This is a genomic window from Secundilactobacillus mixtipabuli (genome assembly GCF_002217925.1).
GTDB lineage: Bacteria > Bacillota > Bacilli > Lactobacillales > Lactobacillaceae > Secundilactobacillus > Secundilactobacillus mixtipabuli.
Genome location: NZ_BCMF01000006.1, coordinates 183,054 through 200,033 on the forward strand (window position 1 = coordinate 183,054; position 16,980 = coordinate 200,033).

General features: G+C 46.2%; 13 protein-coding genes. All 13 read left to right on the forward strand.

Annotated features, from left to right (window positions below; all coding sequences use genetic code 11):
• Positions 1 to 97 precede the first annotated feature (97 nt).
• The 13 genes from IWT5_RS07375 to dnaJ all read left to right on the forward strand — a co-directional run bounded on the left by IWT5_RS07375 (position 98) and on the right by dnaJ (position 16,930).
• On the forward strand, positions 98 to 4,426 hold the full coding sequence (locus IWT5_RS07375) for a PolC-type DNA polymerase III (RefSeq protein ID WP_089109309.1): 4,329 nt from the start codon (positions 98 to 100) through the stop codon (positions 4,424 to 4,426).
• A gap of 150 nt (positions 4,427 to 4,576) precedes the next feature.
• Positions 4,577 to 5,050, forward strand: coding sequence for a ribosome maturation factor RimP (rimP, locus tag IWT5_RS07380; RefSeq protein WP_089109310.1), 474 nt, complete (start codon positions 4,577 to 4,579; stop codon positions 5,048 to 5,050).
• Positions 5,051 to 5,072: 22 nt separating this feature from the next.
• Positions 5,073 to 6,293 (forward strand): transcription termination factor NusA, encoded by a 1,221-nt coding sequence (nusA, locus tag IWT5_RS07385; RefSeq protein WP_089109311.1) that lies wholly within the window; start codon positions 5,073 to 5,075, stop codon positions 6,291 to 6,293.
• 14 nt (positions 6,294 to 6,307) lie between these two features.
• On the forward strand, positions 6,308 to 6,610 hold the full coding sequence (gene rnpM / locus IWT5_RS07390; RefSeq protein WP_089109312.1) for an RNase P modulator RnpM: 303 nt from the start codon (positions 6,308 to 6,310) through the stop codon (positions 6,608 to 6,610).
• A complete protein-coding gene (locus tag IWT5_RS07395; RefSeq protein WP_089109313.1) occupies positions 6,597 to 6,911 on the forward strand; it encodes a L7Ae/L30e/S12e/Gadd45 family ribosomal protein in 315 nt (104 codons plus the stop codon). The genes rnpM and IWT5_RS07395 overlap by 14 nt, the downstream gene beginning before the upstream one ends.
• Positions 6,912 to 6,915: 4 nt before the next feature.
• The gene (infB, locus tag IWT5_RS07400) at positions 6,916 to 9,441 is read left to right on the forward strand and encodes a translation initiation factor IF-2 (RefSeq protein WP_089109314.1); all 2,526 of its coding nucleotides are present in this window, start codon (positions 6,916 to 6,918) and stop codon (positions 9,439 to 9,441) included.
• Positions 9,442 to 9,464: 23 nt separating this feature from the next.
• Positions 9,465 to 9,824 (forward strand): 30S ribosome-binding factor RbfA, encoded by a 360-nt coding sequence (gene rbfA / locus IWT5_RS07405; protein ID WP_089109315.1) that lies wholly within the window; start codon positions 9,465 to 9,467, stop codon positions 9,822 to 9,824.
• Between the two features lie 111 nt (positions 9,825 to 9,935).
• A complete protein-coding gene (gene truB / locus IWT5_RS07410; RefSeq protein WP_089109316.1) occupies positions 9,936 to 10,835 on the forward strand; it encodes a tRNA pseudouridine(55) synthase TruB in 900 nt (299 codons plus the stop codon).
• A gap of 17 nt (positions 10,836 to 10,852) precedes the next feature.
• Positions 10,853 to 11,818: a riboflavin biosynthesis protein RibF gene (ribF, locus tag IWT5_RS07415; protein WP_089109317.1), complete on the forward strand. Its 966-nt coding sequence runs from the start codon at positions 10,853 to 10,855 to the stop codon at positions 11,816 to 11,818.
• Positions 11,819 to 11,923: 105 nt separating this feature from the next.
• Positions 11,924 to 12,967 carry a heat-inducible transcriptional repressor HrcA gene (gene hrcA, locus IWT5_RS07420; protein ID WP_089109318.1) on the forward strand — a complete coding sequence of 348 codons (1,044 nt, stop codon included), beginning with the start codon at positions 11,924 to 11,926 and terminating at the stop codon, positions 12,965 to 12,967.
• A 15-nt stretch (positions 12,968 to 12,982) separates the two neighbouring features.
• Complete coding sequence (gene grpE / locus IWT5_RS07425; protein WP_089109319.1) at positions 12,983 to 13,615, forward strand: nucleotide exchange factor GrpE; 633 nt, start codon at positions 12,983 to 12,985, stop codon at positions 13,613 to 13,615.
• 62 nt (positions 13,616 to 13,677) lie between these two features.
• Complete coding sequence (gene dnaK / locus IWT5_RS07430) at positions 13,678 to 15,552, forward strand: molecular chaperone DnaK (RefSeq protein WP_089109320.1); 1,875 nt, start codon at positions 13,678 to 13,680, stop codon at positions 15,550 to 15,552.
• 217 nt (positions 15,553 to 15,769) lie between these two features.
• Complete coding sequence (dnaJ, locus tag IWT5_RS07435; RefSeq protein ID WP_089109321.1) at positions 15,770 to 16,930, forward strand: molecular chaperone DnaJ; 1,161 nt, start codon at positions 15,770 to 15,772, stop codon at positions 16,928 to 16,930.
• The last annotated feature ends 50 nt before the right edge of the window (positions 16,931 to 16,980 follow it).

Genomic DNA, 16,980 nt, shown 5'->3' on the forward strand with positions numbered 1-16,980 from the left:
GGATGGGCTCGAGAAAACAAAACAACTTTTGTTTTGTCTCGAGCCCGTTTTACGTTAAAATAATGGCACTAAGCAAAAATGAAGGGGGCAGTTTGGCGTGGCCTTAGATCATCAGGCATTATTTGAAAAACTGTTACAGCAACTGCAATTATCAGATTTGGCTGGCCAGCCATTCTTTAAAGGGGCAGCACTGGAAAAATTGACGGTGCATGAAAAATCGAAGCGCTGGCACTTTAATTTTGAGTTACCAACGATCCTGCCTTACGATACTTTTACGACGTTTCAAGGACAGTTGGAAAAGGCGTTTCAGTCGATTGCCAAGGTGGATTTTGAAATTCATACGGCACAAACCGACCTCGATAACCGATTGATTGGCGACTATTGGAATTGGGTCGTTCAGCACAGTGGTGTCAAATCACCGCTCATACAGGAACTTTGTCGCGATCAAGTCCCTAAGGTTGAAGACGACCGGGTCATTTTTATGGCTGAAAACGAGGTCGTCAAAAACTTTTTAGTCGATCAAGCCTTAGGCCCGATTGAAAATGGTTACGAAGCCGTTGGTTTTCCCAAGTTCGCGATTCATACCATGATTGACGAATCAGCTTCACAGGCCAAAATACAGGAATTTAAGCAGAAGAAAGCGCAATCTGATGCGGAATTGGCACAAAAAGCCGTGGCAGCGATCAAAATTGCTAACGAAAAGCGTGAAAAACAGGGTGTTATCGCCGCTAGTGGGCCGACGGTGATTGGACGCAAAATTAAGGTGGACGAAGAACCCCTTCAGCTATCCTCAATCGAAGATGAAGAAAAATCAGTGATCGTTCAGGGTTATGTCTTTAATAAGGAAATTCGTGACCTGCGTTCGGGTCGTAAGTTGATGATCCTTGAGATTACTGACTATAGTTCTTCCATTGCGGTGAAGAAATTTTCCCGTGACGAAAGTGATGAAGCCCAGTTTGAAGGGTTAAACGAGGGTGACTGGATCAAAGTTCGCGGGAGTGTTCAAGAAGATAACTTCATGCGTGATCTTGTTCTAAACGCTTATGACATCAATCAGGTGACCGTACCAAGTCGCCAGGATAAAGCGCCTGAAGGCGAAAAACGGGTGGAACTTCACCTGCACACCAACATGAGTACGATGGACGCCACCAATTCTATTTCAGACTACGTGAAGCAGGCCAAAAAATGGGGCCATAAAGCCATCGCTATTACTGATCACGCGGGGGTTCAAGGTTTCCCTGAAGCGTTCCGTTCCGCTTCTAAGAACGACATTAAGATGATTTACGGGGTGGAAGCTAACTTAGTGGACGACGGTGTGCCAATTGGCTACAACAATGAACACCGGGCGCTAAAAGACGCCACTTACGTTGTTTTCGATACTGAAACCACTGGACTGTCGGCAATTTATGACCGGGTGATCGAGCTGTCTGCCGTTAAGATGCAGGGTAAAGAAGTCATTGATCAGTTTGAAGAATTTATTGATCCTGGTTTTCACTTATCCGATCAAACGACCAATTTAACCAGTATTACTGACGACATGGTTCACGGCTCAAAGTCCGAAAAAGAAGTCTTTGAATTATTCCGGAAATTTTACGGCGACGCGATCATCGTCGGTCATAACGTGACTTTTGATATCGGCTTCATGAACGCCGGTTATCAGCGCTATGATTTGCCGGAAATCACCAATCCCATCATTGACACGCTGACGTTAGCGCGTTTCCTGTATCCGAATATGAAGGGTTACCGGTTGAACACGTTAGCCAAGAAGTTCCACGTTTCATTGGAACACCATCACCGGGCAATCTATGATGCTGAGTCTACCGGTCATTTGAACTATCTATTTTTAAAGGATGCCGAAGACCGTTACGACATTCAGTATCACGATCAGCTGAATGACCACATGAGTGAAAACGACGCGTACAAACACGCCCGGCCATCCCATGCAATTATTTTGGCACAGACGCAAGCAGGTCTGAAGAATTTGTTCAAGCTGGTTTCAAAGTCCAACGTGGATTACTTCTACCGGGTACCCCGGATGCCGCGAAGCCAGATTGAGAAACTGCGGGATGGTCTATTGATCGGTTCCGCCTGTGATTCCGGTGAAGTTTTCACCGCTATGATGCAGAAGGGGTATGCCGAAGCCCGCAGCAAAGCCAAGTTTTACGATTACCTTGAAGTTCAGCCGTTGGCAGCTTACAAGCCGCTGATCGATTCTGGTTTGATTCAAAACCGGAAGAACCTAGAGGAAATCTTAACTAACATGGTCAAGCTGGGCGAAGAACTGGATAAACCCGTTGCAGTCACTGGCGACGCCCATTATCTGAATCCGGAAGATGCCATTTACCGGAAGATTTTGATCAACTCGCAAGGTGGTGCTAACCCGCTGAACCGTCAGGAATTACCAGACGTGCATTTCCGAACGACGGACGAGCTGTTAGATGACTACAGTTTCTTGGGTGAAGCTAAAGCTAAGGAAATCGTGGTTACCAATACGAATGCCATTGCCGACATGATCGATGATGTTCACCCATTGAAAGATAAACTGTTCACACCACGGATGGAAGGCGCGGAAGACGAAATTCGTGAACGGACCATGAATACCGCCCACGAATGGTACGGCGATCCGTTGCCAGAACTGGTTCAGCATCGGCTTGACCGCGAGCTGAAGAGTATCATTGGTAACGGGTTCTCCGTGATTTACTTGATTGCCCAACGGCTGGTGGCCAAGAGTAACAAGGACGGGTACTTGGTTGGTTCCCGGGGTTCCGTTGGTTCCAGTCTGGTGGCGACCATGACGGGAATTACTGAAGTGAACCCGTTGCCGCCTCATTACCGCTGCCCCAACTGTCAGTATTCTCACTTCTACACCAAGGGTGAATACAGTTCCGGGTTTGATTTACCCGAGAAGAACTGTCCAAAGTGCGGCACCTTGATGATCGGCGACGGCCATAACATTCCCTTCGAAACCTTCTTAGGGTTTACTGGGAACAAGGTCCCCGATATTGATCTGAACTTCTCCGGGGACTACCAACCGATTGCCCATAACTACACGAAGGTGCTGTTCGGCGAAAAGAACGTTTACCGTGCCGGGACGATCGGTACCGTGGCGGATAAGACCGCGTACGGTTACGTTAAAGCGTACGAACGTGATAAAGAATTGAATTTACGAAACGCTGAGATCGACCGGTTAGCCAAGGGGGCTACCGGTGTTAAGCGGACTACCGGCCAACATCCGGCGGGGATCATCGTTGTGCCCGATTACATGGACATCTATGATTTCACGCCGATCCAGTACCCCGCCGACGACCAAAACGCCGCTTGGCAAACGACCCACTTTGATTTCCATTCGATCCATGACAACATTTTGAAGATCGATATTCTGGGACATGATGATCCAACCATGATCCGGACGCTGCAAGATTTAAGCGGCATCGATCCGCAGACGATTCCAATGGATGACCCGGGCGTCATGGCACTTTTCTCCGGCACTGATTCACTGCACGTCACACCGGAACAGATCCAGTCCAAGACGGGGACGTTAGGTGTGCCCGAATTTGGGACTCGGTTCGTTCGGGGTATGCTGGAAGAAACTCACCCGAAGAATTATTCACAGCTGCTGCAAATTTCTGGGCTGTCTCACGGGACCGATGTGTGGTTAGGTAACGCTGAAGAACTCATTAAGAACGGGACTGCCACCATTGCTAACGTTATCGGATGCCGTGATAACATTATGACCGACTTGATCAACTGGGGGATGGATTCTGAAACCTCATTTCAGATTATGGAATCTGTCCGTCATGGTCGCGGTATTCCAGATGAATGGCAGGACAAGATGAAAGAAGCTGACGTACCGGACTGGTACATTCAGTCTTGCCTGAAGATCAAGTATATGTTCCCACGGGCCCACGCGGCTGCCTATATTTTGATGGCGCTGCGGGTGGCGTACTTTAAGGTGTACTTCCCATTGGTCTACTACGCGGCATATTTCTCCGTGCGGGCTGACGACTTTGACGTCGTGGCGATGTCTCGCGGCAAAGATTCTGTTAAGGCGAAAATGAAAGAGATCAACGATGAAGGCATGGATGCTTCAGCAAAAGAGAAAAACTTGCTGACGGTTTTGGAATTAGCCAACGAAATGCTGGAACGCGGCTTTAAGTTCAAGATGATTGATATTAACAAGTCAGCTGCCAGTGAGTGGCTGATTGATGGCGATACCTTGATTGCACCGTTTAACGCGGCGCCTGGGCTTGGGTTAAACGTGGCTAAGCAGATTGTGGCTGCCCGTGAGGACAAACCATTTCTTTCCAAGGAAGATCTGGCCAAACGCGGCAAGGTTTCAAAGACGTTGATCGAGTTCATGACTGATAACGGTGTCTTAGATGGATTGCCAGATGAGAATCAGCTGAGTCTCTTTGATATGATGTAACCAGAATTAGTCAGGGTTGGCATAACGGCGCGCTTTCAAGTTTGCTATTATGTCAGCTTTGTGCTATCATACAACTTGTAGATATTTCGGAAAGGAGTGAGCAGCGATGCTCGCTCTTTTTATTGGAAAAATGGTATTGGAGGTAAAAGATTGGATAACGTCGTAGACATTGTTTCAACTCTAGCGCAACCGATTGTGGATGCTCATCATTTTGAACTGGTGGACGTTGAGTTTGTTCGTGAGGGTAAAAGTTGGTATTTGCGGCTCTTCATCGACAAGCCCGGTGGCATTACGATTGATGAATGCGCCTTAGTGAGTGATGAACTAAGTGAAAAGCTGGATAATATCGATCCCGATCCAATTCCCCAAGCGTATTTCTTGGAAGTATCTTCTCCAGGTGCGGAACGACCGTTGAAAAAAGAAGCTGACTATGAACGGGCGGTCGGTCATTACGTTCACCTTTCTTTCTATCAAAAAGTGAACGGTGAAAAGGCATTTGAAGGGACACTGCTCTCGGTCACTGAAGACGAGTTGGTTTTGAAAATCAACCTAAAGGGTCGGATGAAAGATTTGACCATTCCAAGAAAAAACGTTGCCAAAGCAAGATTAGCAATTAAGTTTTAACAGCTAAAGGAGACTATACGTCATGAGTAAAGAACTATTAGGTGCTCTGGATACACTGGAAACCGAAAAGGGTATCAAAAAGGAAATTGTGATCGATGCACTTGAAGCCGCATTGACCTCTGCTTACAAGCGGAACTATGGTCAAGCGCAAAACGTTGAAGTGAACTTTGACCAAAAAAAGGGTGATGTTCATGTTTACGCAGTTAAGAAAGTCGTTGACCAAGTTTATGATTCTCGTTTGGAAGTCAGTCTGGATGATGCGTTACAAGTCAGCCGCGGCTATGAATTAGGCGATGACATCAAGTTTGAAGTGACACCTAAGAACTTTGGCCGGATTGCGGCCCAGACGGCAAAACAAGTCATTATGCAACGGGTTCGTGAAGCTGAACGGTCACTGATCTTTGATCAGTACAGCCAGTATGAAAACGAAATCATCACTGGTGAAGTTGAACGTCAGGATAATCGGTTCGTTTACGTTAACTTAGGTAACGTTGAAGCCGTTATGAGCCGTCAGGATCAGATGCCTAACGAAACTTATCACATGCACGACCGGATCAAAGTTTACGTGACGCGAGTTGAAAACGCCGCTAAAGGCCCGCAAGTGTTCGTTAGCCGGACCGATTCAGGTTTACTGAAGCGTTTATTTGAAGAAGAAATTCCGGAAATCTATGATGGTACTGTCGAAATCATGTCCATTGCTCGTGAAGCAGGGGACCGTGCCAAAGTCGCTGTTCGTTCAAATAACCCTGATGTCGATCCAGTCGGTACCTCTGTTGGCCCTCGTGGACAACGGGTCCAAGCCATCGTTTCAGAACTTGATGGCGAGAACATGGATATTGTTGAATGGACGGATGATGAAGCGAAGTTCATTGCTAACGCATTGAATCCAGCTGAGGTCATCGATGTGATTTTTGATGAAAACAACGAACGGGCATGTACCGTTATCGTTCCTGATTATCAATTATCATTGGCAATCGGTAAGCGTGGTCAAAACGCGCGGTTAGCTGCTAAGTTAACCGGCTATAAGATTGACATTAAGTCTGAAACTGAGGCTGAAACGATTTTTAAAGACAAAGCTACGGATAGCGATGACGCCCAACCTGAACAATCAACTGATCAAGCTGACGATGAGTCAGTCGATCAATCAGTGGATGAAGCAATTGATGAAACTGCTGATTCTGCAAATGATTCAGCTCCTGAAGATGCCCCAGAAACTTCTGAGGATGACGGTACTGAAGACTAAGGAGGTAAGCGTACATGAAGAAACGTAAGGTACCAATGAGAAAAGACATTGTGACCGGTGAAATGGCGCCTAAAAAAGACTTGGTCAGAATTGTCCGTGATAAGGACAACAACGTGTCCGTTGATCCAACAGGAAAGAAATCAGGCCGCGGTGCCTACATTTCGCTAAACGTTGAGATTGCCAAACGGGCTCAGAAGGAACGGACTTTTGATAAAGTTTTTGAAACGAAAGTCGATTCTCAATTTTACGATGACTTGGTGGCATACGTGGACCATCAGCAAGCGCGTCGGGAATTATTTGAAGATGGAAAAGCCTAACGCCTTTCTACAGCTTTTAGGACTTGTTCGTCGGGCTAACCAGTTAGTCACCGGCGAGGCATTCGTTTTAAAGGCAATCCGCAACCAGAGCATTTCGGTGGTGATCTTAGCCAGCGATGCTGGTCCCAGCAGCATGAAAAAGTTAAGTGATAAAGCCACGTTTTACCACGTTGACTTAATTACTGCGTTTACAAAGGAACAACTTAGCCAAGCGACCGGTATGAACCGGTCAGCCTATGGCGTTAAAGATCCTGGATTTGCTAGGAAGTTAATTGAACTAGTTAATACCAAAGGAGAGTGAAGATATGGGCAAAAAGCGAATTTACGAATTAGCTAAAGAACTCAACGTATCAAGTAAAGCCATTCTTGATAAGGCTCAAGAAAAGGGCTTCGACGTTAAAAATCATATGTCATCATTAGGAAGCAACGAGGAACGGCAATTGCGAGAAACCTTCTCAAACAAGGGCAACAATGCAAACAAGAGTCAATCAAACCAGGCCAAGCCAGCACAACCAGCAAAGTCTGCTAAACCGGCTCAAAGCCGTGATCAACACCAAACCACGAGCAACGCACAACCGGCTCACCGGAACAACCAATCAAACAGTACGCATGCTCGGACACAGTCCAATAACAATGGCGGCCATTCAACTAGTCAGAACCATTCAACTAGCCAAAGCCATTCAACAAGCAATCGCAGTCAGTCATCGACGCATAACCAGAACCAGTCGACTAACCGCAACCAGTCCAGCAATCGTAGCCAGTCGGCTAACCACAGCCAATCAAATAATCACGGGCAGTCTAACAACCGCTCGCAATCAAACAACACTAACCGCAGTCAAAATAACAACCGGAGTCAAAGCAATAACCGGTCACAAAGCAACGGTAATGGCGGCTCAGGTCGTTTTGGCGGTAGTTTGAGTAGTGGTAATGGGCGTAACAGCCGAAACAATCGTAACAACCGCAATAACAATCGCCGTCGGAACAACTTTGCTAGCAAGTATAGCAAGAAGAACCAACGGATCAAGGAAACCAATCATCAAAAGGGTGCTCCTGAACGGAAGAACAAGGCCTTGCCAGAAACTTTGGTCTACCAAGTCGGTATGAATGCTCAAGATCTCGGTAAGATTCTTCACCGTGAACCTTCTGAAATCGTCAAGAAGTTATTCATGCTGGGTGTGATGGCTAACCAAAACCAGTCACTGGATAAGGACACCATTGAGATCTTAGCAGCTGATTATGGGATCGCAGCTAAAGAAAAGGTTGAAGTCGATGTCGCTGATATTGATAAGACCTTTGAAGAAGAGTCCAACAACACGGATCATCTTGAAACGCGACCACCAGTTGTCACGATCATGGGACACGTTGATCATGGTAAAACAACCTTACTTGATCATTTACGTCATTCTCATATCACTGCTGGCGAAGCTGGTGGGATCACCCAAGCGATTGGTGCTTATCAATTGAAGCATCAAGGCAAGACCATTACCTTCTTGGATACTCCAGGACACGCGGCCTTCACCGAAATGCGGGCGCGTGGTGCTGATATTACCGACATCACTGTTTTGGTAGTTGCCGCCGATGATGGTGTCATGCCTCAAACGATTGAAGCCATTCACCATGCTCAAGCAGCCAAGACACCAATTATTGTGGCGGTTAACAAGATCGATAAGCCGGGCGCAAACCCGAACCACGTCATGGAACAATTGACCGAATATGGTTTGATTCCTGAAGACTGGGGTGGTGACACGATCTTTGTCCAGATTTCAGCTAAGTTCGGTAAGAACATTGATGAATTGCTGGATATGATCCTATTACAATCCGAAGTGATGGAATTGAAGGCTAACCCACAGCAAAACGCTGCTGGTTCAGTCATCGAAGCCAAACTGGATCAAGGTAAGGGTTCTGTTGCAACCCTGCTGATTCAACAAGGAACCATGCATACTGGTGACCCAATCGTGGTTGGTAATACCTTTGGCCGAGTTCGGACAATGGAAAACGAACGCGGTAAGGAAATCAAGAAAGCATTACCATCGACACCAGTTGAAATTACTGGTTTAAGTGACGTGCCAGAAGCTGGGGATCGGTTCGTTGTCTTTGATGACGAAAAGACCGCTCGTGCAGCTGGTGAAGAACGGGCTAAGAACGCTTTGATGGAAGAACGTCGTACGAAGAACACCGTCACCCTTGATAACCTCTTTGATACCATGAAAGAAGGGGAAATGAAGGAAGTCGATGTCATTATTAAAGCTGACGTCCAAGGTTCCGTTGAAGCACTGGCTAACAGTCTGAAGAAGATTGAAGTTGAAGGTGTTCGTGTTAACATCATCCATACTGCCGTTGGTGCCATTAACGAAAGTGATGTCACGCTGGCTGAAGCAAGTAACGCGATCATCATTGGTTTCAACGTTCGGCCAACACCGCAAGCCAAGTCACAAGCTGATCAAGATAACGTGGATATTCGTTTGCACCGTGTCATTTATAACGCAATCGATGAAATTGAACACGCCATGAAGGGTAAACTTGAACCAACTTATAAAGAAGAAGTCATTGGCGAAGTTGAAGTCCGTGATATCTTCAAAGCCTCTAAAGTTGGTACAATTGCCGGTGGGATGGTCACTGATGGTCATATTTCAAAGGACAGTAAAGTTCGCTTGATCCGTGATTCAGTGGTTGTTTACGAAGGCGAATTAGGTAGCTTGAAGCGCTTTAAAGATGACGTTAATGACGTTAAGCAAGGTCATGAATTAGGTTTGACTATTGAAAACTATAACGACATCAAAGTCGGCGACGTGGTCGAAGCTTACATCATGAAGGAAGTTCCAATAGAATAAAGAACTAACGAGGTGTTAGATATATGGCACATTATCGTGTAGGACGACTTGAACAAGAAATTCAGCGAGAAGTCAACGATATCTTGCTGAAGCGAGTTCGCGATCCGCGAGTACAAGATATTACCGTAACCGGCGTTGTCGTCACTGGTGATTATCAACAGGCAACGATTTATTACAGTATTTTGTCTGATAAGGCCTCTGACGGCGAAAAGGCTGCTCAAGGATTAACCAAGGCAACCGGATTGATTCGTAGTGAATTAGGTTCTCGCCTGAATATTTACAAGGTTCCAGAACTGACATTTGAACGTGATGAATCCGTCCAATATGGGAGTCACATCGATGAATTACTCAACAAACTTCATCGCGATGAGGCTGACCGTTAATTAAAAAACCGTCCGTAGAATTTTCTGCGGACGGTTTTTTCGTGTCGTTAACGTATCGGGACGTGATATAATAGCAAAGTTAGACAGTTTATATGAAACGGAGCGGTTGTAATGGATGGCATTATTCCACTGTATAAAGAACGTGGCATGACAAGTCACGACTGTGTGAATCACGTGCGTCAAATTCTTCACATGAAAAAAGTCGGTCATTCGGGTACTTTGGATCCGAACGTGGATGGTGTGCTGCCAATTTGCGTCGGCAGCGCCACTAAGGTAGTGGACTATTTAATGACCCACACCAAGGTTTACCGTGGCAGTGTGACGTTGGGATTTGCCACTGAAACGGAAGATCTAGACGGTGCTGAAGTGCAGCGGGTCACTCTGTCTGAACCCGTGCCAGATGAGAAGATTGATGCGATTATGGCTGGCATGATCGGTGAATTATCCCAAGTGCCACCCATGTATTCAGCAGTGAAAGTGAATGGCCGCAAACTTTACGAATATGCGCGGGCTGGTCTGAGCGTTGAGCGTCCCGTCAGAACGGTCACGATCAAATCATTCAAGCGGACCAGTGAGAGTCAGTTTGACACAGAGACTGGCACCCAGCGGTTTAATTTTGAAGTGGCGTGCACTAAGGGGACTTACGTACGAACGTTAGCCGTTCAAATTGGCACGGCGCTTGGGCTCCCCGCTGTGATGTCTTCGCTGACGCGAGTAGCAAGCGGTGGTTTTACAATCGACGAAACGGTGTCACTGGCTACATTGAGAGAACAAGTAGCCAATGGGACCGCTGATTTTCTCTATCCGATCGATCGGGTTCTTAGCGAGTACCCAGCCATTGCGATCTCAGACGAAATCTGGGCAGTTGTCAAAAATGGCGTCTGGTTATTGCCAGACGAAGTTAACACGGACGCACCGATCATTGCACTGCAATATCAAGGGCAGATCAAGTGTTTATATCAGCGGGTCAAAAACCGTTATAAACCGTTAAAAATGTTTAGTACTAAGTAGAAAGTTGGGGCAATAATATGCAAGTCATTCAAATTCATCATCCGTTAACAGCGGCTAAGGTCATTGATCAGCCGGTGGTTTTAGCAATGGGCTTTTTTGATGGTGTCCATCTTGGCCACCAAGCGGTCATTAACCGTGCGCGGGCCATTGCTGATGAGCGTGGGTTAGCGCTTGCTGTATTGACCTATGACCATCATCCGGCATTGGTATATAAAAAATTAAGTCCTGAACGGAACCGCTATCTGACAGTCAATGCTCGAAAAATGGCGCTGTTTGAACAACTGGGCGTCGACATTGTTTATCAAGTGAACTTTGCGAGTCAGTATGCTTCTCAAACCCCTCAGGAGTTTGTTGATCACTATTTGATTGCCTTTCACGCCAAGGTTGTTGTTGCCGGGTATGATCATACATATGGGCCAAAGGATGTCGCAACAATGGACAGGCTGCCGGAATACGCCAAAGGCCGCTTTGAAATTGTCACGGTTGGTGAAAAAGAGTCGCAGGCACAAAAAATTGGGTCGTCGCGCATCCGTCGAAATCTGGATGACGGTGATCTTCAAACGGTCAATGAGCTGTTAGGTTATCGGTATCAAACGACTGGTACAGTGATGCATGGCGAAGCTCGAGGGCGAACGCTTGGTTTTCCAACGGCTAACGTTAGCCATGATGCTAAATACTGGCTGCCAGGCATCGGCGTTTATGTGACCCGGGTTAAGGTCAACGGCAAGTGGTATCAAGCGATGACCTCGGTTGGCCGGAACGTCACTTTTGGCGAAGGCCGGCCAGTGACGGTTGAAGCGTATCTATTAGACTTTCACGAGGCCATTTATGGCGAAATTGTCACCATTGAGTGGGATTACCGGCTGCGTGGAGAAGTTAAATTTGATGATGTTGATGGGCTCGTTGCACAACTCACCCAGGATGCCAAGGATACCAGAGCCTATTTTGAAGATCATCCCATCACTAAATTAGCACTCGAATGAATTAATTGCTAAAAAAGTTAGCTGAACGCTTGACTTAAAAAACAGCGTTTGATACATTATATATGTGTCTTAGCACTTGAGTAACTTGAGTGCTAAAAAGAGGTGATGATCACGTTAACGGACAGACAGAATATGATTTTAAAAGCGATTGTTCGCGACTATACGAGCAGTGGCGTTCCTGTGGGTTCCAAAGCGCTAGCGGCACAGTTACCGATGCATGTTAGTTCGGCAACCGTGCGTAACGAGATGGCTGCTCTTGAAGAACTGGGCTTGATTGCGAAGACCCATTCTTCATCCGGTCGAATTCCTTCAGTAAAGGGCTATCGTTATTACGTGGATCATTTGGTTCAGCCGGATCCAATCAAAGCCAACGACATTGACATCATTAAATCTTCACTTGAAGGTCAATTTCTTAAAATTGATGAGATCATCGAAACATCGGCTAAAATTCTATCAAACTTAACGTCGTACACGGCCTTTTCACTTAAACCGGAGCATAAGCAAAGCCGGTTGAGTGGGTTTAGGCTCGTTCCACTGGGCAAACGGCAGGTCATGGCAGTCTTGGTAACTGACAACGGTGACGTGGAATCACAAACCTTTAACATTACCACTAAGATTACCGGCGACCAACTCGAAGCAGTGGTCCGTCTGATCAATGATCAATTGATCGGTAAGCCACTAGATGAAGTTTTGGCTTCACTCCAGTCTGATATTCCGATGCAGGTTGCCAATTATTTGCAGCAGCCAGAGGGTTTCTTGAAGGTGTTTGGCGACGTGTTAACGCAGGCTGCTCAAGATCGGTTTTACGTTGGCGGTCGCTTAAACCTATTGAACTTCTCGGATAGTAACGACGTTGATGAATTAAAGTCGTTGTACACGTTGATGGATCACAGTGATGACATGGCTGATGTGTTAGGCCAGCCATCCGATCACATTCAAGTGCAGATTGGCAGCGAGATGACTAACGACATTCTTAGGGATTACAGTTTAATTACGGCAACCTATGAAGCCGGGGATCACGGCAAAGGGGTCATTGCTTTACTGGGACCGACCCGGATGCCGTACTCGCGGATGATTGGTTTAGTTGGTGCTTTCCGGCAAGAGCTAGCGCAACGGCTCATCGATTATTATCGGTATTTTGATCAGTAGTAAAGGGGTGTTATAGTGGCTGAAGAAAAGACAAATCAAGCAGCAAATAACAAAGCGGATAAGCCGAAAGATAACCAGCAATCCGCTGAGGAAAAAACGAAGCAGCAAGCAAAGACTGACGCAACTTCGTCAGCAGAACAAACAGCCTCAGCAAAGGATAAGCAGTCTGCCAGTGACGATGCACTCGCTAAAGCGTTGGCACAAGTTGACAGTCTAAAAAAGCAATTAGACAAGACTTCTGATCAATATCTACGCGCTGAAGCTGAGATTCAAAACATTCAGAATCGCAATAAGAAAGATCAGGCTGCTTTAATCAAATATGATGGTCAGCAGCTGGCGCATGATATTTTACCAGCGCTGGATAACTTGGAACGTGCGCTAACCATCACAGTTGAGGGTGAGCAAGCCGAGTCATTAAAAAAGGGAATTGAAATGGTTCAAAAGCACTTGATGGATGCACTAACCAGTAATGGCGTGACTGAAATCAAGGCTGAGGGCGAGAAATTCGATCCGAATATTCACCAAGCGGTTCAAACCGTACCGGCAGAGTCTGATGATCAAAAAGATCACGTTGCCAAGGTGCTGCAAAAGGGTTACCGCTTAAAGGATCGGGTTCTCCGTCCGGCAATGGTCATGGTTGCGCAATAAGGTTAAACGTAACCGATTGAATCAAATTGAATCAAACTTTAAATAAAGAGGGTAAATTATTCATGGCAAGTAATAAAATTATTGGTATTGACTTAGGGACTACAAACTCTGCAGTCGCAGTTCTTGAAGGTAAGGAACCCAAAATTATTCCAAACCCTGAAGGTGGCCGTACAACCCCTTCAGTTGTAGCGTTCAAAGATGGCAAACCGTCCGTTGGTGCCGTCGCTAAGCGTCAGGCAATCACAAACCCTAACACGGTTTCTTCAATTAAGAGCCACATGGGTGAAGCAGGCTACAAGGTAAGCATTGAAGGTAAGGATTACACACCAGAACAAATCTCTGCTTATATTTTGCAATACATCAAGGACTTTGCTGAAGATTACATTGGCGACAAGGTTACCCAGGCGGTTATCACCGTGCCAGCCTATTTCAACGATTCTCAGCGTCAAGCCACTAAGGATGCCGGTAAGATTGCTGGCTTGGATGTTAAGCGGATCATCAACGAACCTACCGCTTCTTCATTAGCTTATGGTCTTGACAAGCAGGATGCCGACGAAAAGATCCTGGTTTATGATCTTGGTGGTGGTACTTTTGATGTTTCCATCCTTGATTTAGGTGATGGTGTGTTCGATGTTCTTTCTACTAACGGTGATACTCACCTTGGTGGTGACGATTTCGATAAGCGCATCATGAACTGGTTGATCGAACAATTCAAAGCCGACAATGGCATCGACCTTTCTAAGGATAAGATGGCTATGCAACGGCTGAAGGAAGCTTCTGAAAAGGCCAAGAAGGACTTATCAGGTGTAACTGAAACTCAAATTAGCCTGCCATTTATTTCAGCCGGCGACAACGGTCCGCTTCACTTGGAAGCTTCATTGACCCGTGCTAAGTTCAACGAATTGACTTCTGACTTAGTTGAAAAGACCCGGATCCCCGTTGAAAACGCCTTGAAGGATGCTAAGTTATCAGCTGATGATCTTGACGTTGTCATCTTAAACGGTGGTTCTACTCGAATTCCAGCCGTTCAAGAAGCCGTTAAGAAGTGGACTGGCAAAGAACCTAACCACTCAATCAACCCTGACGAAGCCGTTGCTTTAGGTGCCGCCGTTCAAGGTGGTGTCTTAACCGGTGATGTTAAGGACGTTGTTTTGCTTGATGTTACGCCACTATCACTTGGTATCGAAACCATGGGTGGTGTCTTCACTAAGTTGATCGATCGTAACACGACGATTCCAACCAGCAAGTCACAAGTCTTCAGTACCGCTGCTGACAACCAACCAGCCGTTGATATTCACGTGCTGCAAGGTGAACGGCCAATGGCTGCTGACAACAAGACTTTGGGTAACTTCCAACTGACTGACATTCCAGCCGCACCTCGTGGTGTTCCTCAGATCGAAGTCACCTTTGATATTGACCGTAACGGTATCGTGAACGTTTCAGCCAAGGACAAGGGGACTGGTAAGGAACAAAAGATTACCATTAAGAGTTCCGGTGGTCTGTCAGACGAAGAAGTCGACAAGATGATGAAGGAAGCTCAAGAAAACGAAGCTGCCGATAAGAAGCGTAAAGAAGAAGCCGACTTGAAGAACGAAGTTGACCAATTACTCTTCACTGTTGATAAGACTTTGGATGAAGTTAAGGGTAAAGTTTCTGACGACGAAATTCAAAAGGCCAAGAATGCACGTGATGCTCTGAAGAAGGCCCAAGATGACAACAACGTTGAAGAAATGAAGACCAAGAAGGATGATTTGAACAAGATCGTTCAAGACCTTTCAGTTAAACTTTATCAACAAGCTCAAGACCAAAAGGGTGCTGCTGATGGTGCCGCTGGTGCACAATCAGCTGACCAATCAGGTAAGTCTGATGATGGCAAGGGCGATGGTAAGACCTTTGACGGTGACTTCTCAGAAGTTAATGATGACGATAAAAAGTAATGATTAACTAGATAGTAAGCAGGAAGTCAAGGCTCAAACGCGGGCTTTGGCTTTTTGTTTTGGTGGAATTATGATATTCTACTTGAGTGAATGATTATTGGTTTAAATGATCATAAAATGAACATTGGTCATTTTCAAATAGGCCAAATGCATTGTAAGGGCCTGACAATGAAAAATAGCTAGCAGACGTCTGCAATGTTTACTTTAGGAGGTTAACATGGCTGGTAAAGATTATTATGAAGTGCTTGGGGTCTCAAAGGATGCATCCCAAGCCGAGATTAGAAAGGCCTACCGCCAATTATCAAAGAAGTATCATCCCGATATCAACAAAGCACCTGGTGCTGAAGAGAAATTTAAAGAAATCACTGAGGCTTATGAAGTCTTAAGTGACGAACAAAAGCGGTCAAACTACGATCAATACGGTTCAGCTGATGGTCCCCAAGGCTTTGGGGGCGCTGGTGCTGGCGGTGCCGGTGGCTTCGGCGGTTTCGGTGATGCCGGCGGTTTTGGCGGCGGTGGTTTTGAAGATATTTTCAGTCAATTCTTCGGCGGAGGCGGCGGTGGCCGTCGCCGTAATCCAAACGCGCCGCAACCAGGTCGAGATTTGCAGTATGAAATGACTTTGACCTTTGAAGAAGCGATCTTTGGTAAGAAAACCAAGATCAAGTATAATCGTCAAGCGCAGTGTCATACTTGTCACGGTAGCGGCGCTAAGCCAGGCACAAGTCCAGAAACCTGCCACAATTGTGGTGGTTCGGGCTATGTTACGACTGAAACCAATACCCCATTGGGCCGGATGCGCAGTCAGCAAGTTTGCCCAGTTTGCCACGGCACTGGTAAAGAAATCAAAGAAAAGTGCCCAACTTGTGGCGGTTCAGGTCACGAGGAAGAGCGGCATGAAGTTGAAGTCAACATCCCAGCCGGGGTGGATGACGGTCAGCAAATGCGGCTTCAAAACCAGGGTGAAGCAGGTGAAAACGGTGGTCCTTACGGTGACCTATTCATTCTGTTTAACGTTAAGCCAAGCAAAGTCTTCAAGCGTGATGGTGCTGATATCTACTTGGATAAAGACATTAGTTTTGCGCAGGCAGCTCTTGGCGATGAGATTAAAGTGCAAACTGTTCATGGTGACGTTAATCTGAAGATTCCTGCTGGAACTCAAACTGGTTCAGTCTTCCGCTTGAAGGGTAAAGGTGCACCACGACTTCGTGGTAATGGCAACGGTGATCAACGGGTTACCGTTAAGATTACGACACCCAAGAATCTCAATAAAGACCAAAAGATGGCCTTAAAGGCATTTGCTGAAGCTAGCGGTGAAAAAGTTGGTAACGGCAAGGGACATTTTTTTGACAAGATGAAAGATGCATTTGATAATTAGTTCAGCAGAGTGATGACCATTTACTCTAACGGACACTAAAAGCCGCCGTG

Coding starts and splice junctions, on each gene's coding strand:
- nusA (WP_089109311.1), top strand. CDS start 5,073: ATGAGTAAAGAACTATTAGGTGCTCTGGATACACTGGAAACCGAAAAG.
- rnpM (WP_089109312.1), top strand. CDS start 6,308: ATGAAGAAACGTAAGGTACCAATGAGAAAAGACATTGTGACCGGTGAA.
- IWT5_RS07395 (WP_089109313.1), top strand. CDS start 6,597: ATGGAAAAGCCTAACGCCTTTCTACAGCTTTTAGGACTTGTTCGTCGG.
- infB (WP_089109314.1), top strand. CDS start 6,916: ATGGGCAAAAAGCGAATTTACGAATTAGCTAAAGAACTCAACGTATCA.
- rbfA (WP_089109315.1), top strand. CDS start 9,465: ATGGCACATTATCGTGTAGGACGACTTGAACAAGAAATTCAGCGAGAA.
- truB (WP_089109316.1), top strand. CDS start 9,936: ATGGATGGCATTATTCCACTGTATAAAGAACGTGGCATGACAAGTCAC.
- ribF (WP_089109317.1), top strand. CDS start 10,853: ATGCAAGTCATTCAAATTCATCATCCGTTAACAGCGGCTAAGGTCATT.
- hrcA (WP_089109318.1), top strand. CDS start 11,924: ATGATCACGTTAACGGACAGACAGAATATGATTTTAAAAGCGATTGTT.
- dnaK (WP_089109320.1), top strand. CDS start 13,678: ATGGCAAGTAATAAAATTATTGGTATTGACTTAGGGACTACAAACTCT.
- dnaJ (WP_089109321.1), top strand. CDS start 15,770: ATGGCTGGTAAAGATTATTATGAAGTGCTTGGGGTCTCAAAGGATGCA.